24 protein-coding genes and 1 riboswitch are annotated in these 25,144 nt (G+C 61.9%); of the genes, 17 read left to right on the plus strand and 7 right to left on the minus strand.

The window, feature by feature from the left end; translation table 11 throughout:
* Positions 1-62: 62 nt before the first annotated feature.
* The 3 genes from EFD56_RS26630 to EFD56_RS26640 are packed head-to-tail and all read left to right on the plus strand — an operon-like array spanning position 63 to position 1,993.
* A complete protein-coding gene (locus EFD56_RS26630) occupies positions 63-920 on the plus strand; it encodes an AraC family transcriptional regulator (RefSeq protein WP_004680339.1) in 858 nt (285 codons plus the stop codon).
* A 36-nt stretch (positions 921-956) separates the two neighbouring features.
* On the plus strand, positions 957-1,691 hold the full coding sequence (locus tag EFD56_RS26635; protein ID WP_004680340.1) for an AzlC family ABC transporter permease: 735 nt from the start codon (positions 957-959) through the stop codon (positions 1,689-1,691).
* Positions 1,688-1,993 carry an AzlD family protein gene (locus tag EFD56_RS26640; RefSeq protein ID WP_004680341.1) on the plus strand — a complete coding sequence of 102 codons (306 nt, stop codon included), beginning with the start codon at positions 1,688-1,690 and terminating at the stop codon, positions 1,991-1,993. Before EFD56_RS26635 ends, EFD56_RS26640 begins: the two co-directional genes overlap by 4 nt.
* Positions 1,994-2,013: 20 nt before the next feature.
* Here EFD56_RS26640 and EFD56_RS26645 read toward each other — a convergent pair whose 3' ends face one another.
* From EFD56_RS26645 to denD, 6 genes are all read right to left on the minus strand, one after another.
* Positions 2,014-2,913 carry a carbohydrate ABC transporter permease gene (locus EFD56_RS26645; protein ID WP_010006529.1) on the minus strand — a complete coding sequence of 300 codons (900 nt, stop codon included), beginning with the start codon at positions 2,911-2,913 and terminating at the stop codon, positions 2,014-2,016.
* Between the two features lie 9 nt (positions 2,914-2,922).
* Complete coding sequence (locus EFD56_RS26650) at positions 2,923-3,855, minus strand: carbohydrate ABC transporter permease (protein WP_004680343.1); 933 nt, start codon at positions 3,853-3,855, stop codon at positions 2,923-2,925.
* Positions 3,856-3,934: 79 nt separating this feature from the next.
* Complete coding sequence (locus EFD56_RS26655) at positions 3,935-5,239, minus strand: ABC transporter substrate-binding protein (protein ID WP_012489699.1); 1,305 nt, start codon at positions 5,237-5,239, stop codon at positions 3,935-3,937.
* 156 nt (positions 5,240-5,395) lie between these two features.
* Positions 5,396-6,463: an ABC transporter ATP-binding protein gene (locus EFD56_RS26660; RefSeq protein WP_012489698.1), complete on the minus strand. Its 1,068-nt coding sequence runs from the start codon at positions 6,461-6,463 to the stop codon at positions 5,396-5,398.
* Positions 6,464-6,539: 76 nt separating this feature from the next.
* Entirely contained in the window at positions 6,540-7,313 is a 774-nt protein-coding gene (locus EFD56_RS26665; RefSeq protein ID WP_010023924.1) for an SDR family oxidoreductase, read from the minus strand.
* Entirely contained in the window at positions 7,310-8,296 is a 987-nt protein-coding gene (gene denD / locus EFD56_RS26670; RefSeq protein WP_037146199.1) for a D-erythronate dehydrogenase, read from the minus strand. The genes EFD56_RS26665 and denD overlap by 4 nt, the downstream gene beginning before the upstream one ends.
* Before the next feature lie 369 nt (positions 8,297-8,665).
* Here denD and EFD56_RS26680 point away from each other — a divergent pair, with 369 nt between their 5' ends.
* Positions 8,666-9,664: a LacI family DNA-binding transcriptional regulator gene (locus EFD56_RS26680; RefSeq protein ID WP_126906711.1), complete on the plus strand. Its 999-nt coding sequence runs from the start codon at positions 8,666-8,668 to the stop codon at positions 9,662-9,664.
* A 45-nt stretch (positions 9,665-9,709) separates the two neighbouring features.
* Positions 9,710-10,081 (plus strand): hypothetical protein, encoded by a 372-nt coding sequence (locus tag EFD56_RS26685; RefSeq protein WP_097602818.1) that lies wholly within the window; start codon positions 9,710-9,712, stop codon positions 10,079-10,081.
* On the opposite strand, the gene EFD56_RS26690 is transcribed toward EFD56_RS26685, so the two are convergent.
* A complete protein-coding gene (locus tag EFD56_RS26690) occupies positions 10,003-10,794 on the minus strand; it encodes an AraC family transcriptional regulator (protein ID WP_037146204.1) in 792 nt (263 codons plus the stop codon). The two genes, EFD56_RS26685 and EFD56_RS26690, sit on opposite strands and share 79 nt — an antisense overlap.
* A gap of 95 nt (positions 10,795-10,889) precedes the next feature.
* On the opposite strand from EFD56_RS26690, the gene EFD56_RS26695 reads away from it, so the two are divergent.
* From EFD56_RS26695 to atzF, 12 genes are all read left to right on the plus strand, one after another.
* Positions 10,890-11,135, plus strand: coding sequence for a DUF1127 domain-containing protein (locus EFD56_RS26695; protein WP_010678589.1), 246 nt, complete (start codon positions 10,890-10,892; stop codon positions 11,133-11,135).
* 48 nt (positions 11,136-11,183) lie between these two features.
* Positions 11,184-11,945, plus strand: a complete 762-nt coding sequence (locus tag EFD56_RS26700; RefSeq protein WP_126906712.1) for a class I SAM-dependent DNA methyltransferase — start codon at positions 11,184-11,186, stop codon at positions 11,943-11,945.
* Positions 11,946-12,243: 298 nt separating this feature from the next.
* Complete coding sequence (locus EFD56_RS26705) at positions 12,244-12,819, plus strand: dihydrofolate reductase family protein (protein ID WP_012489691.1); 576 nt, start codon at positions 12,244-12,246, stop codon at positions 12,817-12,819.
* 262 nt (positions 12,820-13,081) lie between these two features.
* Positions 13,082-14,716 carry an ATP-binding protein gene (locus EFD56_RS26710; protein ID WP_126906713.1) on the plus strand — a complete coding sequence of 545 codons (1,635 nt, stop codon included), beginning with the start codon at positions 13,082-13,084 and terminating at the stop codon, positions 14,714-14,716.
* A gap of 31 nt (positions 14,717-14,747) precedes the next feature.
* Positions 14,748-15,044 carry a hypothetical protein gene (locus EFD56_RS26715; protein ID WP_126906714.1) on the plus strand — a complete coding sequence of 99 codons (297 nt, stop codon included), beginning with the start codon at positions 14,748-14,750 and terminating at the stop codon, positions 15,042-15,044.
* 305 nt (positions 15,045-15,349) lie between these two features.
* Positions 15,350-15,463: riboswitch (guanidine-I (ykkC/yxkD leader) on the plus strand.
* Between the two features lie 74 nt (positions 15,464-15,537).
* On the plus strand, positions 15,538-16,611 hold the full coding sequence (locus tag EFD56_RS26720; protein ID WP_012489689.1) for a putative urea ABC transporter substrate-binding protein: 1,074 nt from the start codon (positions 15,538-15,540) through the stop codon (positions 16,609-16,611).
* Between the two features lie 57 nt (positions 16,612-16,668).
* Complete coding sequence (locus EFD56_RS26725) at positions 16,669-17,487, plus strand: ABC transporter permease (protein ID WP_010008708.1); 819 nt, start codon at positions 16,669-16,671, stop codon at positions 17,485-17,487.
* On the plus strand, positions 17,484-18,308 hold the full coding sequence (locus EFD56_RS26730) for an ABC transporter ATP-binding protein (RefSeq protein ID WP_016735461.1): 825 nt from the start codon (positions 17,484-17,486) through the stop codon (positions 18,306-18,308). Before EFD56_RS26725 ends, EFD56_RS26730 begins: the two co-directional genes overlap by 4 nt.
* Entirely contained in the window at positions 18,305-19,126 is an 822-nt protein-coding gene (locus EFD56_RS26735; RefSeq protein ID WP_126906715.1) for an urea amidolyase associated protein UAAP1, read from the plus strand. The genes EFD56_RS26730 and EFD56_RS26735 overlap by 4 nt, the downstream gene beginning before the upstream one ends.
* Positions 19,127-19,136: 10 nt before the next feature.
* A complete protein-coding gene (locus tag EFD56_RS26740) occupies positions 19,137-19,787 on the plus strand; it encodes an urea amidolyase associated protein UAAP2 (RefSeq protein WP_004680368.1) in 651 nt (216 codons plus the stop codon).
* A 2-nt stretch (positions 19,788-19,789) separates the two neighbouring features.
* On the plus strand, positions 19,790-23,329 hold the full coding sequence (uca, locus tag EFD56_RS26745) for an urea carboxylase (RefSeq protein ID WP_126906716.1): 3,540 nt from the start codon (positions 19,790-19,792) through the stop codon (positions 23,327-23,329).
* Positions 23,329-25,140, plus strand: coding sequence for an allophanate hydrolase (atzF, locus tag EFD56_RS26750; protein WP_126906717.1), 1,812 nt, complete (start codon positions 23,329-23,331; stop codon positions 25,138-25,140). Before uca ends, atzF begins: the two co-directional genes overlap by 1 nt.
* Positions 25,141-25,144: the final 4 nt, after the last annotated feature.

The raw sequence follows: 25,144 nt of genomic DNA on the forward strand, positions 1-25,144 counted from the left end.
GGTCAGTTTCGCTGATCACTTTTGTTCAAGAAGCGTCGGGGAAAAACTGCTATATCCGCCCGATGCAGAGCATTTCACAGGAACAGGCGACCGAAGCCATGCCGCTCGCAGGAGCGGAGACGACGCGCTTTTGGCGCGATCCGCGCTTCGGCGGCATGGAATGCCTGAGCGCGACCTTCCTGACGCATGAGTTCGCGCCGCACGCCCATGATACGTTCAGCATCGGCGCCATCGAGAGCGGCAGCCAGATTGCCACGATCTGCGGCGCCCGCGAGGCCTCCGGCCCCGGCGATCTCTATTTGATCAATCCGGGCGAGACGCATGACGGCGCGCCGACCGATGGCGGCTATCGCTATCGCATGATCTATCCCGACCTGTCGCTGTTTCGCGAAATACTGGAGGATATCACCGGCCGCGTCTTTCACGGCACGCCGGCCTTCGGCAAGCAGATCCTGCATGATCCCAAACTGGCCGCGGCGTTTCTTGGTGCGCACCGGACCTTGGAGGCGGGAGCCGGGGCGCTGGAGACCAGCCAGAGCATGTTCCTGGTGCTTGACGCGATGTTTCGCCAGCATGGAAGTTCGATCATCGTGCCGACCGATACCGCGGAGCGTTCAGCGGTTCGGCGGGCGCGGGATTACCTGACGCAGCATTACGCGACCGATCTGGGTCTGGAGGAGCTCGCCGCGGTTGCCGGGCTCAGCCGCGCGCATCTGATCCGCGCCTTCCGCAAGGAATTCCATATCACGCCGCACGCCTTCCTTACCGATATCCGCATCAGGAGCGCGCGCCGCAGGCTGCAGGCCGGCGAGTTGCCGGCAGAGGTCGCATTGGAATGCGGTTTTGCCGACCAGGCGCATTTCACCAGGCACTTCAAGGCCCGTACCGGATTAACGCCCGGCCAGTATCGGGCGCGATAATCACTTTCGTTCAAGACGTCCGTTCGGCCCGGCTCTATGACCTCGGCATCAAGCGGAGGTTTGAACGTGCACAACAATGAAATCTGGGCGGAGTTTTCAGGCGGAATGCGGGCGATCGCGCCACTCGTTGCCGCCGTCATTCCGATTGGGCTTGTCTTCGGCGCCGTCGCCGCAACGAAGGGGCTCTCGCCGCTGGAAACCGGGCTGATGAGCGCGCTCGTCTTTGCCGGCGGTTCGCAATTCGTGGCGATGGATATCTGGACGCATCCCGCCTCCTGGACGAGCCTCGGTTTCGCAGCCCTTCTCGTCAATATCCGCCACGTATTGATGGGAGCATCGATCGTCACAAAGATGCAGGCGTTTTCACCGCGCGCCCGTTATCTCTCGGTGCTTTTTCTGGCCGACGAAATCTGGGCAATGGCGGAATTCCGCGCCGGTGTGGCGAGGCTGAAGGCGGCATGGTTTGCCGGGCTGGCAGCGCCCTTCTATCTGGCATGGGTTCTTTCCGGGCTGGCGGGCGCCACGCTCGGCGCTTTTCTCGGCGATCCCGCAGCGCTTGGGCTGGATTTTGCCTTTCCTGCCGTTTTCATCGTGCTCGTCATGGGATTCTGGAAAGGACGAGAGACTGGCGCCATTCTGCTTGCGAGCGCGGCAGCGGCCGTGCTGACCCACCACTTCGTACCCGGCGTCTGGTACGTCGCGGCCGGCGCTCTCGCCGGTGTCGCGGCCGCGACCTTCAGCGGTATGCGCCGCTTGGAGGTGACGCCATGACGTTCGACCTGCAGACCCTGCTCGCCATTCTGGCCATGGCGGCTGCGACGATCCTGACGCGTGTCAGCGGGCTCTTTCTGCTGCGGTATGTGTCGCTGGACGGCAGCAGGCGCAAGGCGATCGAATCCATACCGCCCGCCGTGCTCATGGCCGTGGTGGCGCCGACCGCTTTTGCGACAGGTATCGCAGAGAGCGCCGCCTGTGCGGTTACCGCACTAGCTGCCCTGCGTTTGCCGATGCTGGTCGCTGTCGCCACCGGCGTCGTCTGCGTGGCGCTGCTCAGGGCGATCGGCTTCGGCTGAGCCGATGCCGCCGCATCTGGCTACTCCTTCACCGCACCCGTCATCGAGGACACGTAATAATCCACGAAGAAGGAATAGAGGATGACGACCGGCAGCGAGCCGAACAGCGCGCCCGCCATCAGCGATCCCCATTCGAAGACGTCGCCGCGCACCAGTTCGGTCAAGACGCCGACCGGAATCGTCTTGTTCTCCGAGGACTGGATGAATGTCAGCGCGTAGATGAATTCGTTCCACGACAGCGTGAAGGCGAAGATGCCGGCCGAGATCAGGCCGGGCACGGCGAGCGGCAGGATGATCTTCACCAGGATCTGCCAGCGGTTGGCGCCGTCGACCAGCGCGCTCTCTTCCAGTTCGAAGGGGATCGAGCGGAAATAGCCCATCAGCAGCCAGGTGCAGAAGGGAATGAGGAACGTCGGATAAGTGAAGATCAGCGCCAGGCGCGAGTCGTAGATGCCGAGCTTGAAGACGATGAAGGCGAGCGGGATGAAGAGGATCGACGGCGGGATGAGATAGGCGAGAAAGATGACGAGGCCGATCTGCCGCGAGCCGGTGAAACGCACCCTTTCGATTGCATAGGCGCCGAACACCGAGGCTACCAGCGACAGCGCCGTCGAGCCGACCGCCACCAGCATCGTATTCCACAGCCAGCCCGGATAAGACGTCTCCAGGAACAGATATTTGATGTGATCGAGCGTTGGCTTGACCACCCAGAACGGGCTGAAATTGTTGTAGTCGGTCAGCTGCTCGTTCGGCTTCACCGCGGTGATTGCCATCCAGTAGAAAGGAAAGAGCAGCACGAAGACGAAGACCGCCATCGGCAGGTAGAGCATCACCACGCGGCGCGGCAGCCGGTTGAGATAGCTCATGCCCTCGGCATTGTCCGTCAGGACCTCATTGGCGGTTTTGAGATTGGTCGACATTGTTTTCCCCTAATCCTGGCCGCCCTGCTGCCATTTGCGGCGTTGCAGGCCGAAGAAGCTGAACATGATGGCGCCGAGCAGGAAGGGCACCATGGCGACGGCGATGGCCGCCCCCTCGCCCAGCTGGCCGCCCGGAATGCCGCGCTGGAAGGAGAGTGTCGCCATCAGATGCGTGGCGTTGACCGGGCCGCCCTTGGTCAGCACGTAGATCAGCTGGAAATCCGTGAAGGTGAAGAGCACCGAGAAGGTCATGACGACGGCGATGATCGGCGTCAGCATCGGCAGCGTCACATAGCGGAAGCGCTGCCAGCTGGTCGCGCCGTCGAGCGAGGCGGCCTCCTGCAGCGAGGCCGGAATGGTCTGCAGGCCGGCGAGCAGCGAGATCGCCACGAAAGGAATGCCGCGCCAGACATTGGCGACGATGACCGAGATGCGGGCATTGGTCGGATCGCCGAGGAAGTTGATCGGTCCGCTGATCAGCCCGAGTTTCATCAGTGACCAGGAAACGATCGAAAACTGGGAATCGTAGATCCACCAGAAGGCGAGCGCCGAAAGCACCGTCGGCACCACCCAAGGCAGGAGCACGATCGCCCGGAAGAAGGATTTGAACGGAAGGTGCTGGTTCAAAAGCAGCGCCAGCCAGAGACCGAGCGCGAATTTCAGCGCCGAAGCGATAACCGTATAGAGAATGGTATTGAAGACCGACAACCAGAAGACGGCGTCGTCGGCGAGGAACTGATAGTTTTCCAGGCCGATGAAGATGCCGTCGCGGCCGATCCGCGTATCGGTGAAGCCAAGCCAGACGCCCAGCCCCAGAGGGTAGGTCAGGAAGCAGACAAGGAACACCGCGGCCGGCAGCATGAACAGGAAGCCGAGCACATTGTTGTTCTGCATAAGCGAGGAGATCGGTCCACGCCTATCCCCGGATTTCAAGGTCGACATTGCTTGCCTCCAGATTGCATTCAGTTCTTGAGAGACGACGGCATGCCGGCTGCCGGCATGCCGTCTTCCTGACTCTGGATCAGACGCGGTAGTAGCGGTTCGCCCGGCGTTCGGCTTCCTTCATCGCATCCTCCGGCGACATCTGGCCGGTGACGGCGGCGGCATACATGTCGACCAGCACATAGTCGGCCATGGTCGCGGCCGAGGCATAACCGAGCGGGCCGGCATAGCCGTTCGGGCGCAGCCTTTCCGAGGCGCGGGCATAGGGCGCGTGGACCGGATCGGCGGTCCAGATCGGGTTGTTGGCGAAGGCCTTCAGCGGCTGGCAGCAATAGGCGCTGGAGCCCTGGATCCAGGCATTCATCTGGTCGGCCTCCATCATGAACTTGATATAGGCCTTGGCCGCTTCCGGATATTTGCTGTGTTTGAAGAGAAGCAGCGAGCTCGTCTGGAAAAGCTCGACGCTCTTGCCGACCGGTCCGATCGGGAAGTTCGTCGTGCGGATGTCCTTGGCGATCTCGGCGAGCTTCGGGTCGTTCTTCGCCGTGTAATAGACCGAGACGCCGTTGGCGATCAGCGATACCTGGCCGGCCAGGAAGGCGCGGTTGTTATTGACATCCTGCCAGCTTTCCGTGCCCGGAATGAAGGTCGCGTAAAGTTCCTTGGCATAGTTGATCGACGCCAGCGTCTCGGGGCTGTTGATCGTCACCTTGCCACCTTCGTCGACCATCTTGCCGCCATGGCTCCAGAGCAGCCAATGCGCATAGTTATTGCCGTCGCCGACCGCCTTGCCGTGCGGAAAGCCGGCGGGCGTGCCCTTTGCCTTCATCGCCTTGCAAAGCTCGAGGAAGCCTGCGGTATCGTTCGGGAATTCGTTGAAGCCGGCGGCTTTCACATGGGTGTCGCGATAGACGACGGCATTGCCGATCGCCGTCAGCGGCATGGCGATGAAGGTGTCGCCGCGGGTGGCATAGCCCTTCACGCCGTCGTACCAGCCCTCGTACTTGTTGCCGAGATAGTTGCCGAGTTCGGTGAGATCGACCAGCTTGTCGGGATATTGGTGGGCGTCGTCGAACCAGCACATGATGAGATCGGGTCCGGAGCCGACATTGGCGGCAACGGCTGCCTTCGGGCGGATGTCCTCCCAGCTTTCCTTGTCGATGCGCACTTCCACGCCTGTGGCTTCGGTGAACTTCTTGGTGTTGGCGATCCAGGCCTCCTCGTCGCCCTTCACGAAAGGCGTCCAGCGCAGCAGCCTGAGGCTTGCGCCGCTTTCCGGCGTGTAGGTCGGCTCGGCCTGCGCAAAGGATGGCTTGATGCCGAGACCGGCAACGCCGGCAACGGCTGCCGATGCGGCAAGAAATTCACGTCTCTTGATCCTCATGAGATTCCTCCTCATTGAAACAGCGGGAGCATTCTCCGACGTCCACCTCCCGCTTGGTGAACGGCGGTCTGGCATCCCGGGAGCGCTAGCTACCCCGATGCTTGCTGTCCGGCGGCAGGGAAGACTCCTCCTCTCCCGGGCCGCCGCCGGATGGCGTCAGTCGGTCAACCTCTTACCGCCTTCGGCATCGAAGAGGTGGACATGCGCGGCGTCGATCGCCACGCGGATGGCTTCCCCCGGGCGGGCATCGACACGCTCGCGGAAGACGCAGCTGACTTCGCTGCCGCCAAGTCGGACGGTCAGATGGGTCTCATAACCGGTCGGCTCGATCACCACGATTTCGGCAGGCAGGCCGTTCGGATCGAGCGAGATGTATTCGGGGCGCAGCCCGTAGACGAGGTCGCGGCCGACAGCACTTGCTGGCGGGTTGGCGACCGGCAGCCGCGTACCGTTGGCCGCAACGAATTGACCGGGATTTTCCGGATCGAGCCTGCCGTGGATCATGTTCATCGCCGGCGAGCCGATGAAGCCGCCGACGAAGAGATTGGCGGGACGGTCGTAAAGCTCGAGCGGCGAGCCGATCTGCTCGACGATGCCGTCATGCATGACGACAATCTTGTCGGCCATCGTCATCGCCTCGATCTGGTCATGGGTGACGTAGACGGTCGTCGTCTTCAGGCGCTGGTGCAGTTCCTTGATCTCGGCGCGCATGGCGACGCGCAATTTCGCATCGAGGTTGGAGAGCGGCTCGTCGAACAGGAAGACCTCGGGATCGCGCACGATGGCGCGGCCCATGGCGACGCGCTGGCGCTGGCCGCCGGAAAGCTGGCGCGGATAACGGTCGAGCAGCTTGTCGAGGCCGAGGATGCCGGCCGCATATTTCACCCGTTTCTCGGCTTCCGCTTTGGGCGCCTTGTTGAGCATGAGCGAAAAGCCCATGTTCTGCTCCACGGTCATGTGCGGATAGAGCGCATAGTTCTGGAAGACCATCGCGATGTCGCGGTCCTTGGGCGGCAGTGTGTTGACGACCCGCCCGCCGATCTTGATCTCGCCGCCGGAAATATTCTCGAGACCGGCCAGCATTCTCAGAAGGGTCGACTTACCGCAGCCTGACGGGCCGACGAGGATGACGAATTCGCCATCGGCAATATCGATATCCACCCCCTTGATGACGGGATGCGCGCCGAATGATTTCCGGACGTCTTCAAATTGAACGTTTGCCATACTCCCTCCTCCCAGATCATGAGCATTACGCAAGCAATATATCTATGTCGTTTTCAGCCGGCGGCAGCCCGCCTTCTCACCCCCGCCCGACGAAGGGCATCTTCGTCGCCATCACTGTCATGGTCAGCACATTGGCGCTGAGCGGCAGGCCCGCCATGTAGACGACGGCATCGGCAATATGCGCGGGGTCGATCGTCGCCTCCGCCGCGATACTGCCGTTTGCCTGCAGCACGCCGGCCGCGATCTTCGTCGTCATATCGCTTGCGGCATTGCCGATATCGATCTGGCCGCAGGCGATGTCGAATTCGCGCCCGTCGAGGGCGGTGGATTTCGTCAGCCCCGTGATGGCGTGTTTCGTCGCCGTGTAAGGCGCGGAATTCGGACGCGGCGTCGTGGCGGAGACGGAGCCGTTATTGATGATGCGCCCACCGCGCGGGTTCTGGCTCTTCATCAGCCGGAAGGCCTGCTGGGTGCAGAGAAAGGCGCCGGTGAGATTGGCGGCGACGATGGCGCTCCACTGCTCGAACGAGACCTCTTCCAGCGCCACGCCCGGCACAGTGACGCCGGCATTGTTGACCAGGAGGTCGAGCCGCCCGTATTTTTCGGAGATGGCGTCGAAGAGCCCGCGAACGGAGTCGGGATTGCCGACATCGGCGGAAACCGCGAAGAACTCCGCGCCGGTTTCGCGGCCAAGCTCGCTTGCGGCCTTTTCAAGCACGTCGGCCCGCCGTCCTGAAATGACGACCGTGTAGCCGGCAGCGCCGAGCCCCCGCGATATGGCCCGCCCGACGCCGGTGCCGCCGCCGGTGACAAGCGCGATCCTTGCCGCTCCGCTGGCCGATATGCTCATGCGATCCTCCCGTCGAGTTCATCCTCGATATGCACCTGCAGGATTTCGTCGAAGCTTGTCTCCGCCTTGAAGCCGAGCGAAGAAGCGCGCTCGGCATCAAACTGGGTCGGCCAGCCGGCGACGATGCGTTCGATGACAGGATCGGGCACGCGTTTGATGAGCGCGGCCGCCTTGTCGCCGGCCACGCGGCGCAGAGCTTCGATTTCTTCGGAGACCAGCGCCGAGAGGCCCGGCATGGTGAGATTTCGCCGCGCGCCGATCCGTGCCGTATCGATCGTCGCGGCATGGACGAAGAAGCCGACGGCGGCGCGCGGGCTTGCGAACCAGTGCCGCACGTTGTCGCTGACCGGCAGGATCGCTTCCTTGCCGACCAGCGGTTCGCGCAGGATGTTGGAGAAGAAGCCCGATGCCGCCTTGTTCGGTGCGCCGGGCCGCACGCAGATGGTCGGCAGCCGGATGCCGATGCCGTCGAAAATGCCGCGGCGGGAATAGTCGGCGAGCAGCAGTTCGGCGATCGCCTTCTGCGTGCCGTAGCTCGTCAGCGGCGTGGTGAAGAATTCGTCCGGAATGACCTCGGGGAACGGTGTGCCAAAGACGGCGATCGAGGACGCGAAGACGAGGCGCGGCACATAGTTGCTGGTGAGACCGGCCTGACGGACCGCATCGAACAAAGCGCGCGTGCCGTCGAGATTGACGGCGTAACCCTTGTCGAAATCCGCTTCCGCCTCACCCGATACGATGGCGGCGAGATGGAAGATCAGGTCCGGCCGGCCTTCGATCAGCCTGTCGGCGGCGCCGGCCCCGGCGAGGTCGACCGTCAGCGCCGTCGAGACCGGCCGGAGCGGTTCCGGCACCGGCGGCTGAAAGGCGTCCGCCAGCGTCAGCCGGGTGACGGGCCGGCCGAAAGCCAGCGGCTCGCGCGCGATCTTCTCAACCAGCTTGCGGCCGACCATACCGGCCGCGCCCAAAATCATCACATGCATAGCGGCTCTTCCTCCCGTTCGGCCGGCGTCTTCGGCAAGATCGCGCTGCTCGTCGCCTTCTGTGATGCAGCCGGCGGCGCGATCGGAATATGTCCGATCGAATTCAGATAGGTCTGCAACCTGCAGGTCAAGCCGGCTTGGCCGATCCGCAGATCTTCGCAGTCAAACATTCGTACGATGCGGGACGCCCGAAGCCTCGTCCGTCCCGTTTCTGCTCCAGAATTTTGTCGTTGGTATCGATACCGGTATCGGTAACAACGCCTATTTTGGTCGCATATGTCAAGTAGTGCGTGTTTTCCTTTTTTGGAAAAGAGCCTATGAATCTGGTGTTGGCCGCTGGCGAGGCAATTCGACTAAGGAATCGGTTCGATGCGTAAATCCACATTGGAAGAGGTTGCCGCCGCGGCCGGCGTCAGCAAGATGACGGCATCGCGTGCCCTTCGCGGTGCGGCCGACGTCTCCAACGAGACGCGCGAGAAAGTGCTCCAGCAGGCCGAGCGGCTGAGCTATGTCGGCAACCGGCTGGCGTTATCGCTGTCGTCACAGCGCACGAACCTCGTCGCCGTCGTCGTTCCGAGCATGTCCAACATCGTCTTTCCCGAGATGCTGGCGGGCATTTCGGCCGGATTGCGGGGATCCGGCATGCAGGCGGTGTTCGGCATCTCCGACTACGACATGGCGAAGGAGCGCGAGATCATCCGCGACATGCTCTCCTGGCGGCCTGCCGCCATCATCGTGACAGGCCTCGACCAGCCGGCAGAAACGGTCAAAATGCTGCGGAATGCGGAGATCCCGGTCATCCAGCTGATGGACCTCGACGGCACCCCCATCGATTTCAACGTCGGGCTGTCTCACGGGAAGGCGGGAGAGGAAATGGCAAAAGCGCTTTTGGCCGGCGGCCGGCGGCGGTTTGGCTATATCGGCAGCGCGATCGACAGGGACTTGCGGGCGGGCAAACGCAAGGCCGGTTTTGAGAAGGCCCTGCGCGAAAGCGGCCTTTCCTTCGTCGATGAGCGGTTCAACGCCGCCTTTTCCTCGGTGGCCCACGGCAAGCGGCTGACAATGTCCATGCTCGCGGAGACGCGCGATCTCGATTGCATTTACTATTCCAACGACGACATGGCGACCGGCGGCGTCTTCGCGTGCCTGGAACTCGGCGTTTCCAGCCCCGCCGACATTCTGATTGCCGGGTTTAACGGGCTTGACGTCGCCCGCGCCCTCCCCGTCAGGATTGCGACCTCGATCTCCCCGCGCCGTCAGATGGGCGAAGTCGCCGCCGCACTTCTGCTGGCTGCGAGCAGACGCGACGGAAATCCGCCTGCAGAAAAGATCATTGCTTTCGATCCCGAGATTACCGGCGTCGATTAGGCTCCGGGAATCCCGTCAACAAAGCCGCTCCACCCCGCTTGTGGAATGGCTGATGGCGTCGTCTTCGAAATCATTCGGCCGACTAAAGATAAATTCAAAAGCGATTTGCCTGTCCGCAGCGCCATTGTCGCGATCATGGGCGCGATGGCGATAATCACCGACCTGATCGGTGTGCACACGGTTCTCGGTGCCTTCGTCGCCGGCATCGGGATCAAAGTGTCACGAAACGCGCGCAAACACACTCATCGCAGCAGAAAGCTATCCGCCAGCCACCTTTTCGAGGGCGTACAGGCAAGGGCAGACCCAAAGGAAGACGCCCGCCGGAGAGAAGGCTTCGTTTACGGCTGGAAATACTGTCCGGGAGAGACCCCGAAGGCCGTCCTGAACACCGCAATGAAGGCGCTGGGGCCCGAGTAGCCGAGCGAGAAGGCGATATCGCTGACGCTTCGACCGGCGGCGAGCCACTCCACTGCTTTGAGGAGTTTCGCCTGCTGGCGCCAGGCGCGGAAACTCACGCCTGTCTCCGCTTGGAAATGGCGCTGGAAGCTTCGGGGGGACATGGCCGCCCGTGACGCAAGTTCATCGAGAGGCCAATCTGCACCCGGTTCGTTCCGGATATCCGAAGCGATTCTCCGGAGGCGTTCGGATGCCGGCGAGAGAAGGGACAGCGGCGCGACCGGACTCGTCTCAAGCTGGTCGAGAATGACGGCGACAAGCCGTTCGGCACGGGCACTGCCGGCGTCCGCACGAGGTATCTCGAGGAACGCCAGGATCAGTTCGCGCAGGAGCGGTGTCGTACCGATCACGCAGACCTGGGAGCTGAGGTTCACGACCGCGTCGGGGCGAAAGAAGAGGTAGCTGCGCTCCGTCTCCTGCAGGTATGTCACTTCGTGGAGGACGCCGGACGGCACGAATACGGCACGTTCAGGCGGAACGATGAAGTAGCCCCGCTCGGTCTCCAGTCTTAGCGATCCACGTACGATCTGGAAAAGCTGAGCGCGGTGGTGCGTGTGGAAAGAATAGGTTCGCCCGGCCGGCTCTGCTCCACCCTGGGCAACGGCCGTGTGCGGATAGTCCCCGAACTCGTCTTCCGGCAGATGAACATTGGTCAGGTTGTCACGGGCAATCATGGCGTCTCACAGACACAATTTGACAGACTGCCGATAACACGTCGGACGACATTTCACTAGATTGATATCACCGCAGAACAACTTGGACGTAAGTTATGACATTCGAACTCCGACAAACTGAATTTTCGGATCGCTTTGCTCCGAGCTTGTTGACGAAGCTGGCAGCTTTGCGAGCGCCCGTCATCTTTAGCTGGTGGCAACGGCGCGAGACGGAAGAGGCACTACAGTGGCTATCGGACCGTGATCTGGCCGATATAGGTGTCGCGCGCCATGAGATCCGCGAGGTGGCGCGGTCGCAAGCGCCAACTTTTGCGATGCCCGCGAAGCGGCGGGCAAGGTGATGGCGAAACCGGTCCTCAAGCAACCGCATTATCAGCGAGGTAAGCAAGATGCACGACGACGGGCTTTTTGACGAAGAGATTGCAGCAACCTATGACGACGAGGGTGGCATCTCGGCCCCGGAGGTCGTTGATCCGGCGGTCAATCTCCTGGCCGAGTTGGCAGGAGGTGGGCGGGTCCTGGAGTTCGCGATCGGTACGGGCCGCTTGGCGCTCCCTCTCGCGCGGAAAGGGGTTCAGGTGGAAGGCATCGAGCTTTCGAGAGCGATGGTGTCTCGCCTTCGCGCCAAAGAGGGCGGCGCGGAAATTCCGGTGGTGATCGGCGACATGGTCATGACCCGTGTCGAGCGGCGCTTTTCCCTCGTTTATCTGGCCTTCAACACGATCAACAACCTGACTTCGCAGGAAGCGCAGGTCGCTTGCTTTTTGAACGCGGCCGCGCATCTGGAAACTGGTGGGTACTTCCTGATCGAGGTTGGTGTACCGCCGCTTCAGCGGCTTCCGCTCGGTGAGGCGCTCCTGGCGTTCGACCGCTCCGAGACGCATTGGGGCATCGACGAATACGACGTGGTAAACCAAAACTTCTCGTCCCATCACATCTGGTTCCGGGACGGAAGCTATAGGCATTTCTCCGTCCCATTTCGTTATGCATGGCCAGCGGAATTCGATCTTATGGCGCGACTGGCCGGCTTGAAACTCAAAGACCGATGGGGTGGCTGGAAAAAGGAGCCGTTTACAAAGGTCAGCGATCGACATGTTTCCGTTTGGCAGAAGATCGCAAATAGGGAACACGCTCAAGGCCCTGGACCGTGACTTCTACTATGGTGACCCCCGCTGCATGCACCGACTTTCCGACGGCTTTGATCTGCACTTCTGCGATAGGTGCATCGGGAAAACTCTCGGTCCTGATAACGGATAAGGGTGCGGGAAACTCAAACCGGATTATGCCTTCCGACCGCAGCGTCCGAATCACCCCCATAAGTCCGATAATGGCCGAGGGGTTGGGACGCTTCAAAAGGCCGCGACGTATTCGCTGCCCCAGATGTAGATTTGACCAACGCTCATACGTCATGAAAGCGTAACCTTAACCGATCGGTCGCGGAGAACGAACATGACCAAGGTCGCTTTCAATATCAGCATGTCGCTCGACGGCTTCATTACCGCAGGAAACCAGACCAGGGAGGAACCACTCGGCAAGAACGGCGAATTTCTTCACGAATGGTTCTTCAGCAGCGGTGCAGAGGGCGATGCATATGTCCAGCGCCTCACCAGCAATATTGGCGCCGTGATCTGCGGGCGCAAATGCTATGACGACTCGATCCCATACTGGGACGAGAACGGGCCGACGGGTGCGCTAAGGCTGCCGCTTTTCGTCGTCACCCACCGGCCGTTACTCGCCTCGCACAGCACTGGAATCTATCACGCGGTTGGGACAATTCCCGACGCGGTGAAGCAGGCGACGTCGGCGGCCAGAGACAAGGATGTGAGCCTCATGGGCGGAGCCGATATCTTTCGTCAAGCTCTGGCCGGCGGGCTCGTCGACGAGATCGAGTTGCATATCGTGCCGGTGCTCTTTGGCGCTGGGACTCGCCTGTTTGACACGCTGCCCGAGCAAATCAAGCTTGAGCCCACCAGCATGCTCGAGACGCCGCTCGCTCGGCATATCGCGTATCGCGTTGTGAAGTAAGAGAAGGCAACTGCCATGCCACATTAGTAAATAGTCGTCAAAAGGATAGGTGCTGGAACAGCAGGGTCGCCGGTTCGAATACCACGCCTTGAACAGGATTGAACCATTGACCCCCACATAGCGCTTCTAAATTATACCGCGGTACAGATGCTGGTGACACCGCAGTCGCCGAATGGCAAGAGAACTGCTAAGACCCACGTAATGCGCGTAGACCGTCACTCACCTCTGCGCGTGGAGCGCACGAGAGACAGGGGGATTAGCTTTGAGTTTAGAGGGTCAGCTCCACGACCAAAAATCCATGCGCGCAGTTATTGGGAAAACTGCTGATTGGGGCGAAGTGGCGAAGGACTGCGTGGCGTTTGCCAATGCAGCGGGCGGCACACTAAGCATCGGAATTGAGGATGGCGAGAATCTGCCGCCACCCGAACAGCGAATTCCCCAAGATCTCCCGGATCTGATGCGGCGCAAGCTCACGGAGAGGACCGTTAACGTAACCGTGTTGCCAAATGTCGCAACCGCGGCAAACGGCGGCCAGTACATCAAGCTCACTGTTCCGCGGTCAACTGCAGTCGCCTCAACTACGGATGGACGTTATTACCTTCGCGTGGCTGACCAAAGCAAACCGGTAACAGGTGATGACGTTTTGCGTTTAGCATCCGAACGCGCGGCGCTGCCTTGGGAAACGCAAACATCCTTGAGTGTGCCTCGATCCGACGCCGAGCCCTCGAAACTCCAGGCCGTCGTAGCGGCTCTGCGAGGCTCAGACCGGGTCAAATCCTCGGTGAAGGAGAAGACCCCCGACGAGTTACTGGATCATTACCAAATGACCCGAGGGGCCCTTCTCACCAATCTTGGTATCCTTTGTGTGGGACAACAGTTTCAGCGAGCGCACTTGACAACCGCTCCTGTGGTTCAGTTCATTAAATACGACGAGCATGGGCAAAAGGTGAACAAGCTGGTCTGGGATGATCACCTTCTGAACCCCATGGAGCTTATTGAGGTGGTTTGGCAGGAAGTACCTGATTTCAAAGAGTCCTATGAACTGCCCGACGGGCTCTTTCGTCAGAATGTGCCGGCGTTTGACGAAGTGGTGGTGCGCGAACTGTTGGTCAATGCGCTAGTTCACCGACCCTATACGCAACGAGGCGACATATTCCTGAACTTGCATCCGGATCGACTGGAGGTCGTGAACCCGGGGCTGCTTCCTCTCGGCGTCACACCACAGAACGTGCTCCATACGACCGTACGACGCAATGAGCATTTAGCACGACTTTTCCACGATCTCAGGCTGATGGAGCGGGAAGGCAGCGGTTACGACAAGATTTTTGAGGTGCTGCTGTCTCATGGTCGCCCGGCACCCGAACTGCTCGAAGGTCACGATCGAGTGCAAGTCACCATACGCCGGCGTATCCTGAAGCCGGAGATTATCGACTTTATCGCCAAAGCAGACGATACTTTCCAACTCACACAACGCGAGCGCATTGCTCTCGGCCTGCTTGCCCAACATGATGCACTGACGGCTCGCGAGCTTGCCGCACAGCTTGAGCTTCCTTCAATCGAGGCGCTGCAGCCGTGGATCAAGCGGTTGTCAGAATGGCAATTGGTGCAAAGCGCCGGGCGAACCCAAGCGACCCGCTATTTTGTCGATCCAGCTCTGTTGCGCCGACATGATTTCATAGGGGACACGACCCTGAAACGTATCGAACCGCATAGGCTGCTTGCCCTTATCATTGAAGACGTCAGGCGGTATCCAGGGTCAAAGATTGGAGACATTCACAAACGGGTTGGCCTGGAAATCCCACGGTCCCGGATTCGAAGAAGTGTCGAACAGCTGGTAAGGGACGGCAATTTGCAGCCGAAGGGCATTCGGAGTGGTACACGTTACAGCCTCACGTAGTTTGGCGCAAAAAGGAGCCTATCCGGCAATCATGAGCCAAAATCTTGTGCCAAATCGCTCGACGTATCACACTAACGATCTGAAAAATCGATGCATTTTGTTTGGCTCAATCAGCTTCTTGAACCAAGAATTGAGCCAAACGCGGCAAGGCCGCAGCCTCCCGACCCGCGTTTCTACATGGAAAGTTGCAAAAGCTGGAGGAGTGACGACGCTGGGGCACCTTGAAGACACAGTTTTCCCTGTTCCTGACGATCCATTATGCGATCTTCTTCGCCCACAACGTGAACGCCACAGCAACAAGCAGGGCACTCGCAAGCGAACGTTCTAGTCAGATGGCTTCGTGAAGCAGCAGCTGAAGCCAGTTGACATGTACGGACACGTCCCACGCCTTGAACAGATCAGAACCAGCGGCCCCGGTACCTACTTGGAGCGTGCTGCCGCGGCGGGGAAAGAGAGCGCATGTGCAGTCATTCCAAAGGCGGAGGCCACCTGCCCATTAAACAATCCATTTATCGAGGGCTGCACAATTTTCGCGCAAATGCATTTGTCGGCGATTTCGAAAGCAAATGGCAATCACCGCCTCATGTAAAATCAACAAGTTACGATCTGGCACACCACTTGCTTTGATTCCTGCGAGTTGGTGGCTAGGGTTCCGGCGCTCTCTTTGGGAGCGTGCTGGTCCGAGAGCCACCACCGGCTGGGCGAGAAATCCCACCGGATGCACGGCGGGATAAAAGCCCGGGAGACCTCGTAAGCCAAGGGATTGGCGGCGCGATGGTCTTTGCCGATCCCTTTTTGAAAAAGCAAAAAGGGGAATTTCTATGCAGACTTTTTCGAAGATTCTTTCCATAGCGGCCCTTTCGGTATCGTTGGCTTTCGGGTTCGGCTCTGCCGCCGGGGCGGCGCCGAAAACCAGCTTCAAGGTCGCCTGGTCGATCTATGTCGGCTGGATGCCCTGGGGCTATGCGAGCGACCACGGCATCGTCAAGAAATGGGCCGATAAATATGGCATCAACATCGAAGTCACCCAGTTCAACGACTACGTCGAGTCGATGAACCAGTATACGGCGGGCGCCTTCGATGCCGTGACGCTCACCAATATGGACGGTCTCTCGATCCCGGCCGCCGGCGGGGTCGACACGACCGCCGTCATCGTCGGCGACTTTTCGAACGGCAACGACGCCGTGATTCTGAAGGACAAGGCGAGCCTCAGCGACATCAAGGGCCAGAACGTCAATCTCGTCGAGTTTTCCGTCTCGCATTATCTGCTTGCCCGTGCGCTAGAAAGCATCAAGCTCAGCGAGCGCGACGTGAAGGTGGTCAATACATCAGATGCCGACATGGTCGCGGCCTACAAGACGCCTGATGTCAGTGCCGTCGTCACCTGGAATCCACTCGTCTCCACGATTCTGGAGGATCCCAGCGCCAAGAAGGTTTTCGACAGTTCGCAGGTCCCGGGCGAGATCATCGACCTGATGGTCGCCAATACCGACGTGCTGAAGGACAATCCGAATTTCGGCAAGGCTCTCGCCGGCATCTGGTACGAGACGGCCGCGCTGCTGCGGGCCGATACCGCCGAGGGCAAAGCCGCCCGCGAAGCCATGGGCGCAGCATCCGGCACCGATCTCGCCGGCTTCGAGGCGCAGCTGGCCGCGACCAAGCTCTTCGATAAACCGGCCGACGCCGTTGCCTTCACCGCCTCGCCCAGCCTGCCGAAGACCATGGATCTCGTCCGCGGCTTCCTCTTCGAGAAGGGCCTGCTCGGCAATGGCGCGCCGTCTGCCGACGTCATCGGCATCGAAATGCCTGACGGCAAGGTGCTGGGCGATGCCGGCAACGTGAAGCTGCGATTCACCGAGACCTACATGAAGGCAGCGGCCGACGCCTCGCTCTGATCACAGCAGGGGCGCGGTTCGGCCGCGCCTCCTTTCTCTCCCAGCGGAGCAATTCCCATGCGTTGGATCAACACCAGGCCAAGCCGGGGCGCGCAGCTTGCCTTGACGCTGCTGCCCTTCGTGCTGCTCGCCCTTGCCTATGCTTTCGGCTCGGCTGCGCGATTGGCAGAAAACGCCAATGACAAGCTTCTGCCGAGCCTCGCGGGCTTCGCCGATGCGATCAACCGTCTTGCCTTCGTTGCCGACCAGCGCACGGGCGAATATCTGCTCTGGTCGGATACCGGAGCGAGCCTCATCCGGCTGCTCTCCGGACTCGGAATCTCGACGGCGATCGCGCTTCTCATCGGCATGCTGATCGGCATGCTGCCTTATCTCCGCGCGCTGCTCGCTCCTTTCATCGCCGTGATCTCCATGGTGCCGCCGCTCGCGCTTTTGCCGATCCTCTTCATTGTCATGGGGCTCGGCGAAACCTCGAAGATCGCCCTCATCTTTATCGGCGTTGCGCCGACGATGATCCGGGACCTGGCATTGAAAGCGCTGGAGCTGCCCCGCGAACAGATCGTCAAGGCTGAAACGCTCGGCGGCTCCTCCTGGCAGATCGGGCTGCGCATCGTGCTGCCGCAGATCCTGCCGCGGCTGATCACCTGCCTTCGACTGCAGCTCGGTCCCGCCTGGCTGTTCCTGATCGCCGCCGAAGCAATCTCGTCTGATTCCGGCCTCGGCTACCGTATCTTCCTCGTCCGCCGCTATCTCTCGATGGATATCATCTTTCCCTATGTCATCTGGATCACGCTGCTTGCCGTGGTCATGAACGCCCTGCTCGACCGCTTGCGGATCGCCGTCTTCCCCTGGTCGGACCTGGAGAAGCAGGCATGAGCGAACTGAAGATCGAACGGGTCTGGAAGGAATATGGCGACCAAATCGTATTGGAAGACGTGTCGCTTGCCGTCGCTTCGCGCGCATTCGTCGCCCTCGTCGGCCCCTCCGGCTGTGGCAAGACGACCTTTCTGCGCATGCTGCTCGGCCAGGAGCAGCCGACGAAGGGCAAGATCCTGCTCGACGGCGAACCTCTGCCGCCGGAGCCGGGGCCGGATCGCGGTGTCGTCTTCCAGCGCTACTCCGTCTTCCCGCATCTGACCGTGCTCGGCAATGTGCTGCTCGGCCGGGAGTTTTCCGCCGCCCGCTACAGGGCCAGGCTCTTCGGCGCGGCCCGCCGCAACGCGCTCGAGGAAGCGCGCCGGCTGATCGCCGAGGTCGGCCTTGGCGGTTCCGAAGGCAAATATCCGGCCCAGCTTTCGGGCGGCATGCAGCAGCGCCTTGCGCTCGCCCAGGCTCTGATCATGAAGCCGAAAGTGCTGCTGCTCGACGAACCCTTCGGCGCGCTCGATCCGGGCATTCGGGCCGAGATCCACACGCTGATGAAGCGGCTTTGGCACGAGACGCAGATGACCGTCGTCATGGTCACGCATGACATGCGCGAAGCCTTCACGCTTGCGAGCCGCGTCGTGGCTTTCGAACGCCGCCGCAACCGGCCGGAGGAAAGGGAGCGCTACGGCGCCACCATCACCAAGGATATTTCCATCTGGCCGCCGCGCCTTGCCGGCCAGCCGTCGATCTTCAGCCCCGACCGGGACGGCCCGGTCGCTTCCCTGGGGCACAGCCGGGACGACCTGGCACCGTCAGGAGAGATGCAATGATGCATGTGGGACGCTCACCCGAAGAAATCGCCGCCAACCGCGCACGATATGAGGAGCATCAGAAGAAGGGGCTGGAATTCGCCCCCAAGGCGCTGCCCGGCCCCAGCCCCTTGCCGGCGCCGGCGATCGACGCCGCCGCCGTCATCCACCAGGAAACCGTCCCCGGTGGCTGGTACTGGTCGACGAAAGTCTCGCGCGGCGAGGCGATCCGCATCGATCAGGCGGAGGGTAATTCCACCGTCGCGCTCGTCGCCTGGAGCGCCGCCGATACCAGCGAACGGATCAATCTCGTCGATACCGCCAAGATCCAGTGGACGACGGCGCTCGGCAAGGGGCGGGTGATCTTCTCCGACATGGGCCGTATCATGTTCTCGATCATCGAGGACAGTTCCGGCGCCCATGACTGCCTGATGGGCGGCTCGACTTCTGCCTCGAACGCAGCAAAATATCCGGGTGAAAAGACGCGCAACACCCGCGACAACCTGGTCCTCGTCGCCGGCAAGCTCGGTCTTATCCGTCGCGATATTCCCGGCATCCTCAATCTCTTCGCGCCCGTGCGCCTTGCCGAGGCCGGCGGCTTCGGCTGGCAGGCCAAGCGTTCCAACAGCGGCGATTATGTCGAACTGCGTGCCGAGATGGACATGCTGGTCGGCTTTTCCAATTGCCCGCATCCCCTCGATCCGGATCCGAACTACCCGCCGAAACCTGTTGTCATCACGCGCTACAAGGCGGCAGCCCCGGCTGCGGACGATCTTTGCCGCACGGCAACCGCCGAAGCGGTGCGCGGTTTCGAAAATAACGCCTTGATGCAGGCCTGAGGAGAAGACGATGTCCGATTTCATCCAGACCTCCCCTGCCCGCGCCGTGGAAAATGCCGCGCAGCATCACTTCATCGCAGCCGAAGCGCCCTGGTCCGGCATCGTGCGCAAGGGCCAGATCATCCGTATCGAGGATAGCTACGGCCAACAGGCGATCGACACGCTCTTCTATCGCGCCGATGATTTCTCCGAGCGCTATTCCAACCAGGACACGATGCGCATCCAAGGCGCCGCCTATGTCGGCATCGGCACGAAGATCATGTCGAGCGAAGGCAATGTCATGCTGACCATGACGGCCGACAGCTGCGGCCGTCACGATACCTCGGCCGGCGCCTGCTCCTGCGAGAGCAATACGGTGCGCTTCGGCCACGGCACGAAATACCTGCATGCCTGCCGCGACAACTTCCTGCTCGAAGTTTCGAAACACGGCATGGATAAGCGCGATATCGTGCCGAATATCAACTTTTTCATGAACGTGCCGATCCAGCCGACCGGTGAGATGACGATCGTCGACGGTATTTCCACAGCCGGGGACTATGTCGAACTCGTCGCCGAGATGGATGTGCTCTGCGTCATCTCCAATTGCCCGCAGGTCAACAATCCGTGCAACGGCTTCGATCCGACGCCGATCCGGGTGCTGATCTGGGATGGCGAGGCCTGATCATGTTCAAGAAAATCCTGATCGCGAACCGCGGCGAAATCGCCGTGCGGGTCATCAAGACGCTGCAGCGCATGGGCATTGCCTCGGTCGCCGTCTATTCCGATGCCGACCGTTTCGCCAAAGCGGTGATGATGGCCGGCGAAGCCGTTCGTCTCGGTCCGTCGCCGGCCGGCGAAAGTTACCTGAATGTCGATGGCGTCATCGCCGCGTGCAGGGCAACGGGAGCGGAAGCCGTCCATCCCGGCTATGGCTTCCTTTCCGAAAATATCGGTTTTGCCGAGCGGCTTGCCGCCGAAGGCATCGCCTTCATCGGTCCTCGGCCGGAGCATCTATCAGCCTTCGGCTTGAAGCATACCGCACGGGAGCTCGCCAAGGCGAGCGGCGTACCGCTTCTGCCCGGTTCGGGCCTGCTGTCTGGCGCCGATGAAGCGCTTTCCGCAGCCGAAGCGATCGGCTACCCGGTGATGCTGAAAAGTACGGCCGGCGGCGGCGGCATCGGCATGCAGCTCTGCGCCGATCCGGAAAGCCTGAAGGCTTCGTTCGAGAGCGTGCAGCGGACGGCCCGCGCAAGCTTCGGCGACGCACGCGTCTACATAGAGCGTTTCGTGGCGGATGCCCGGCACGTCGAAGTGCAGATCTTCGGCGACGGCAGAGGCAATGTCATCGCGCTCGGCGAGCGGGACTGCTCGTTGCAGCGGCGAAACCAGAAAGTGGTCGAGGAGACCCCTGCCCCCGGTCTTTCAGCTGCAACCCGTGGCCGCCTTCACAAGGCAGCCGTCGATCTCGGCGCTTCGGTTTCCTATGAATCGGCAGGCACGGTCGAATTCATCTACGATCCGCTGCGCCAGGAATTCTATTTCCTTGAGGTCAACACTCGCCTTCAGGTCGAGCATCCCGTCACGGAAGCCGTGTTCGGCATCGACCTCGTCGAATGGATGATCCGCCAGTCCGCGGGCGAAGACGTGCTCTCCGGCGCCAAAACACTGGAGCCGAAAGGTGCAGCGATCGAAGTCCGGATCTATGCCGAGATGCCGCATGCCGACTTCCGCCCGAGCGCCGGGCTGCTGACGGAGGTCGTCTTTCCCCAGGATGCGCGCATTGACTGCTGGATCGAATCCGGCACGGAGGTGACGCCCTTCTACGACCCGATGCTCGCCAAGATGATCGTCTCCGCCGCAGACCGCCCGACGGCAATCGAAAAGCTGAAGAAGGCTCTTGCGGAAACATCGATATCAGGGATCGAGACCAATCTCGATTATCTCAGCGCCATTGCTGGCTCCGAACTCCTCGCCGGCGGCAAGGTGGCGACGACGGCGCTGCGCGATTTTTCCTTCGTGCCTGACGTCATCGAGGTGATCGCGCCCGGCGCCCAATCGAGCATTCAGGAACTGCCGGGCCGGCTTGGCCTCTGGCATGTCGGCGTGCCGCCAAGCGGCCCGATGGACGAGCGCTCCTTCCGCCACGCCAATCGCCTCGTCGGCAACGGCGACACGGTTGCAGCACTGGAGCTGACGGTGTCCGGCCCGGTGCTGAAGTTCCATACCGATACGGTGGTCGCGCTTGCCGGCGCGAGGATGGCGATGAGCGTCGACGGCGAGACAATGCCGCATGACGTGGCCGTGATGATCCGCGCCGGTCAGATCCTCTCGATCGGCACCATCGATGGACCGGGGCAGCGCGCATACCTCGCCGTCGCGGGCGGTTTCGCCGCTCCGGTCGTCCTCGGCTCGCGCGCCACCTTCGGCCTCGGACAGTTCGGCGGCAACGCCACCGGCACGCTGAAGACCGGCCACGTTCTGCACCTTGCCCGCAAGGCCGCGGTCGAGCCGCCGATGCCGGCGACGGAGCCCGCTGAACTGACGCGGGAATGGGATGTCGGCGTTGTCTACGGTCCGCATGGGTCGCCGGATTTCTTTCAGGACAGCGACATAGAAACGCTGTTCTCGACGAGCTATGAGGTGCATTTCAACAGCGCCCGCACCGGGGTGCGCCTCATCGGCCCCGCGCCGAATTGGGCGCGTAGCGACGGCGGCGAGGCTGGCCTTCATCCCTCCAACCTGCATGACAATGCCTACGCCATCGGCGCGATCGACTTTACGGGCGACATGCCGATCATCCTCGGGCCCGACGGACCGAGCCTCGGCGGCTTCGTCTGCCCGGCAGTGATTGCCCGTGACGAGCAATGGAAGATGGGGCAGTTCAAGCCTGGCGACCGAATCCGCTTTCATCCCGCCGCGCGGCCCGGAGATCCGGTCGCCGGCCCAGTCGTGCATCGGGCCAGGGAGGAGGCGGGCTCGCCGATCATCGGCAAGCGCGACGACGGCCCGGTCTCCGTCGTCTATCGCCGCCAGGGCGACGACAATCTGCTCGTCGAATATGGACCGATGACGCTCGACATCGCCCTGCGGCTGAGGGTGCACCTGCTGATGCAAGCCGTATCGCAGGCACGACTACCAGGGATCATCGATCTCACGCCCGGCATCCGTTCGCTGCAGATCCACTATGACGGCACGTCGCTGACCCGCAAGCGCCTGCTCGGCCTCCTGGCAGAGATCGAGGCGGGCCTGCCGGCCGCGCAGGACGTCAAGGTGCCGAGCCGCATCGTCCATCTGCCGCTTTCCTGGAATGATCCGGATGCCGAGCTCGCCATGCGCAAATATCAGGAACTCGTGCGGCCAAACGCGCCCTGGTGCCCTGATAACATCGAGTTCATCCGCCGCATCAACGGCCTTCCCGATGAACAGGCGGTGCGCGATATCGTCTTCGACGCCAGCTATCTCGTGCTTGGGCTCGGCGATGTCTATCTCGGCGCACCGGTCGCGACACCGGTCGATCCGCGCCATCGGCTGGTGACGACAAAATACAATCCGGCCCGCACCTGGACGCCGGAAAATGCCGTCGGCATCGGCGGGGCCTACATGTGCATCTACGGCATGGAGGGCCCTGGCGGTTACCAGCTTTTCGGGCGTACCATCCAGGTCTGGAATACATGGAGGCAGACGCCGGTGTTTGCCAAGGACAAGCCGTGGCTGCTCGACTTCTTCGATCAGGTCCGCTTCTTCCCCGTCAGCCACGAAGAGCTGACCGAAGCCCGCGCCGCCTTTCCGCACGGAGGATATCCGGTCAGGATAGACGAAAGCGAGTTCTCCTATGGCGCCTATGAGACCGGGCTTGCCCGCGAGGCAGTCGCCATAGGCGCCTTTAAATCGAAGCAGCAGGCGGCCTTCGAAACGGAGCGGCAACGCTGGAAGCAACTCGGCCTCGACAGCTTCACCGTCGATGAAGGCGCCGGCGCCAGCCTTGCCGGCGACATACCGCAGGGTTGCTTCGGTGTCGAAAGCGCCGTGCCGGGCAACGTCTGGAAGGTCCTCGTCGAAGAAGGGCAGCCGGTGGCCGCCGGCGACACATTGGCCATCATCGAATCCATGAAGATGGAAATCAACGTCACCGCGCATGCCGACGGCCGCGTCCGCGATCTGCGCGCCGGCCCCGGTCGCAATGTCAAAGCCGGCGATGTGCTGGTCATTCTGGAGGAAATCTGATGCTCCCCACCATCCTTGATCTTGCCTCGCTGCGGTCCGCCTATGCGGCGGGCCTGTCCCCGTTCGAGCTGGTGGAAGAGATCATCGCAAGATGCAGTGCGTCCGACGATCCGGCCATCTTCATCACCACGACGCCCGAAGAGGAATTGCGCGCCGCTGCCCGCGAGCTGGTGGCCCGCGCGCCCGAACCGAACAGCCTGCCGCTCTGGGGCATTCCCTTCGCCGTCAAGGACAATATCGACGTCGCCGGTCTGCCGACGACGGCTGCCTGCCCGGCTTTCGCCTATCACCCGCAGGCGGATGCGGCAACGGTCGCGCGGTTGCGGGCGGCCGGCGCCATCGTGATCGGCAAGACCAATCTCGACCAGTTCGCAACGGGGCTGAACGGCACGCGCTCGCCGCATGGGGCGCCGCGTTCGGTTTTCGACCGCGACTATGTCTCCGGCGGCTCCAGCTCGGGTTCGGCGGTCGCCGTGGCGGCCGGCCTGGCAAGCTTCTCGCTCGGAACCGACACGGCCGGTTCCGGCCGCGTGCCGGCCGCTTTTAACAATCTCGTCGGCATCAAGCCGACGCCGGGGCTGGTGCCCAATGTCGGCGTGGTGCCGGCTTGCCGCAGCGTCGATGTCGTCACCGTCTTCGCCGCGACGGTCGGCGACGGCATTGCCATCCGCCGGATCATGGAAGGCTACGACGCCCGCGATCCGTTTTCACGGCAAGCCACACCCGCGAGCCTGCCCGCGACGCGCCCGCGCATCGGCGTCCTCGGTGGTGCGGAACGGGAATTTTACGGCAACAGGCAAGTGGAGGCCCTCTATGACGCGGCAATCGAAAGGGCGCGATCGCTGGGTGCGGTGATCGTGCCTTTCGACTACGCGCCATTCCGGCAGGCGGCCGAACTTCTCTACAACGGCCCCTGGGTCGCCGAGCGGCTGGCGGCGGTCAAGGAATTCCTGGCAACGAATGGCGGCGACTTCGACCCGACGGTGCGAGCCATCATCGAAGGGGCAAAGGCCTACGATGCCGTCGACGCTTTTGAGGGCCGCTACAGGCTGGAAGCATTGCGGCAGAAAACAAAAGCCGAATGGGAGAAGGTGGATTTCCTGATGCTGCCGACATCCCCCACCACCTACAGCGTCGAAGAAATGCAGGCGGACCCGATCGTCAAGAACAGCCATTTCGGCCGCTATACCAATTTTGCCAATCTGCTCGATTGCGCCGCGATCGCCATTCCCGCCGGTTTTGACGCAGACCGTCATCTGCCTGCAGGCGTGATGCTGGTCGGACCCGCCTTCACCGACGATGCGCTGGCGCCCTTTGCCGACGCCCTGCACCGCGCGGCGGAAGCGGGAATGGGCAAGGACCGCCACATGGCGCTGCCAGAGGAAAGCCGCGTTTCACCGCCGGCCGACGACTTCGTCCCGATCGTCGTCGTCGGTGCCCATCTGACTGACATGCCGCTGAACCACGAACTGACGCGGCCGGGCGGATACAGGTTGAGAACGGGACGAACGGATGGCAGCTACCGCCTCTTCGCCCTCAGCGGCACGATCCCGCCCAAGCCCGGGCTGGTGCGCGATCCGGCCTTTGCCGGCGAGGGCGTGGAGATCGAGGTCTGGGCGCTGCCACCGGCCGCGTTCGCCCGTTTTGTCCAGAACATTCCGGCGCCGCTTGGCGTCGGCAAGATCATGCTCGACGACGCGAGCTGCATCACGGGATTCCTGTGCGAGGCGCACGCGGTCAAGGATAGCCGGGAGATCACCGAATTCGGCGGCTGGCGCAACTATGTTCGCTCAATTAGTCCGGCGGCGTGAAGGA

The sequence above is a fragment of the Rhizobium phaseoli genome (genome assembly GCF_003985125.1).
Classification (GTDB): domain Bacteria; phylum Pseudomonadota; class Alphaproteobacteria; order Rhizobiales; family Rhizobiaceae; genus Rhizobium; species Rhizobium phaseoli.

Bases quoted from the DNA above. Each gene is read 5' to 3' on its own strand.
- EFD56_RS26630 (WP_004680339.1), top strand. From the start codon at position 63: ATGCAGAGCATTTCACAGGAACAGGCGACCGAAGCCATGCCGCTCGCA.
- EFD56_RS26635 (WP_004680340.1), top strand. From the start codon at position 957: ATGACCTCGGCATCAAGCGGAGGTTTGAACGTGCACAACAATGAAATC.
- EFD56_RS26640 (WP_004680341.1), top strand. From the start codon at position 1,688: ATGACGTTCGACCTGCAGACCCTGCTCGCCATTCTGGCCATGGCGGCT.
- EFD56_RS26645 (WP_010006529.1), bottom strand. From the start codon at position 2,913: ATGTCGACCAATCTCAAAACCGCCAATGAGGTCCTGACGGACAATGCC.
- EFD56_RS26650 (WP_004680343.1), bottom strand. From the start codon at position 3,855: ATGTCGACCTTGAAATCCGGGGATAGGCGTGGACCGATCTCCTCGCTT.
- EFD56_RS26655 (WP_012489699.1), bottom strand. From the start codon at position 5,239: ATGAGGATCAAGAGACGTGAATTTCTTGCCGCATCGGCAGCCGTTGCC.
- EFD56_RS26660 (WP_012489698.1), bottom strand. From the start codon at position 6,463: ATGGCAAACGTTCAATTTGAAGACGTCCGGAAATCATTCGGCGCGCAT.
- EFD56_RS26665 (WP_010023924.1), bottom strand. From the start codon at position 7,313: ATGAGCATATCGGCCAGCGGAGCGGCAAGGATCGCGCTTGTCACCGGC.
- denD (WP_037146199.1), bottom strand. From the start codon at position 8,296: ATGCATGTGATGATTTTGGGCGCGGCCGGTATGGTCGGCCGCAAGCTG.
- EFD56_RS26680 (WP_126906711.1), top strand. From the start codon at position 8,666: ATGCGTAAATCCACATTGGAAGAGGTTGCCGCCGCGGCCGGCGTCAGC.
- EFD56_RS26685 (WP_097602818.1), top strand. From the start codon at position 9,710: ATGGCTGATGGCGTCGTCTTCGAAATCATTCGGCCGACTAAAGATAAA.
- EFD56_RS26690 (WP_037146204.1), bottom strand. From the start codon at position 10,794: ATGATTGCCCGTGACAACCTGACCAATGTTCATCTGCCGGAAGACGAG.
- EFD56_RS26695 (WP_010678589.1), top strand. From the start codon at position 10,890: ATGACATTCGAACTCCGACAAACTGAATTTTCGGATCGCTTTGCTCCG.
- EFD56_RS26700 (WP_126906712.1), top strand. From the start codon at position 11,184: ATGCACGACGACGGGCTTTTTGACGAAGAGATTGCAGCAACCTATGAC.
- EFD56_RS26705 (WP_012489691.1), top strand. From the start codon at position 12,244: ATGACCAAGGTCGCTTTCAATATCAGCATGTCGCTCGACGGCTTCATT.
- EFD56_RS26715 (WP_126906714.1), top strand. From the start codon at position 14,748: ATGAGCCAAAATCTTGTGCCAAATCGCTCGACGTATCACACTAACGAT.
- EFD56_RS26720 (WP_012489689.1), top strand. From the start codon at position 15,538: ATGCAGACTTTTTCGAAGATTCTTTCCATAGCGGCCCTTTCGGTATCG.
- EFD56_RS26725 (WP_010008708.1), top strand. From the start codon at position 16,669: ATGCGTTGGATCAACACCAGGCCAAGCCGGGGCGCGCAGCTTGCCTTG.
- EFD56_RS26730 (WP_016735461.1), top strand. From the start codon at position 17,484: ATGAGCGAACTGAAGATCGAACGGGTCTGGAAGGAATATGGCGACCAA.
- EFD56_RS26735 (WP_126906715.1), top strand. From the start codon at position 18,305: ATGATGCATGTGGGACGCTCACCCGAAGAAATCGCCGCCAACCGCGCA.
- EFD56_RS26740 (WP_004680368.1), top strand. From the start codon at position 19,137: ATGTCCGATTTCATCCAGACCTCCCCTGCCCGCGCCGTGGAAAATGCC.
- uca (WP_126906716.1), top strand. From the start codon at position 19,790: ATGTTCAAGAAAATCCTGATCGCGAACCGCGGCGAAATCGCCGTGCGG.
- atzF (WP_126906717.1), top strand. From the start codon at position 23,329: ATGCTCCCCACCATCCTTGATCTTGCCTCGCTGCGGTCCGCCTATGCG.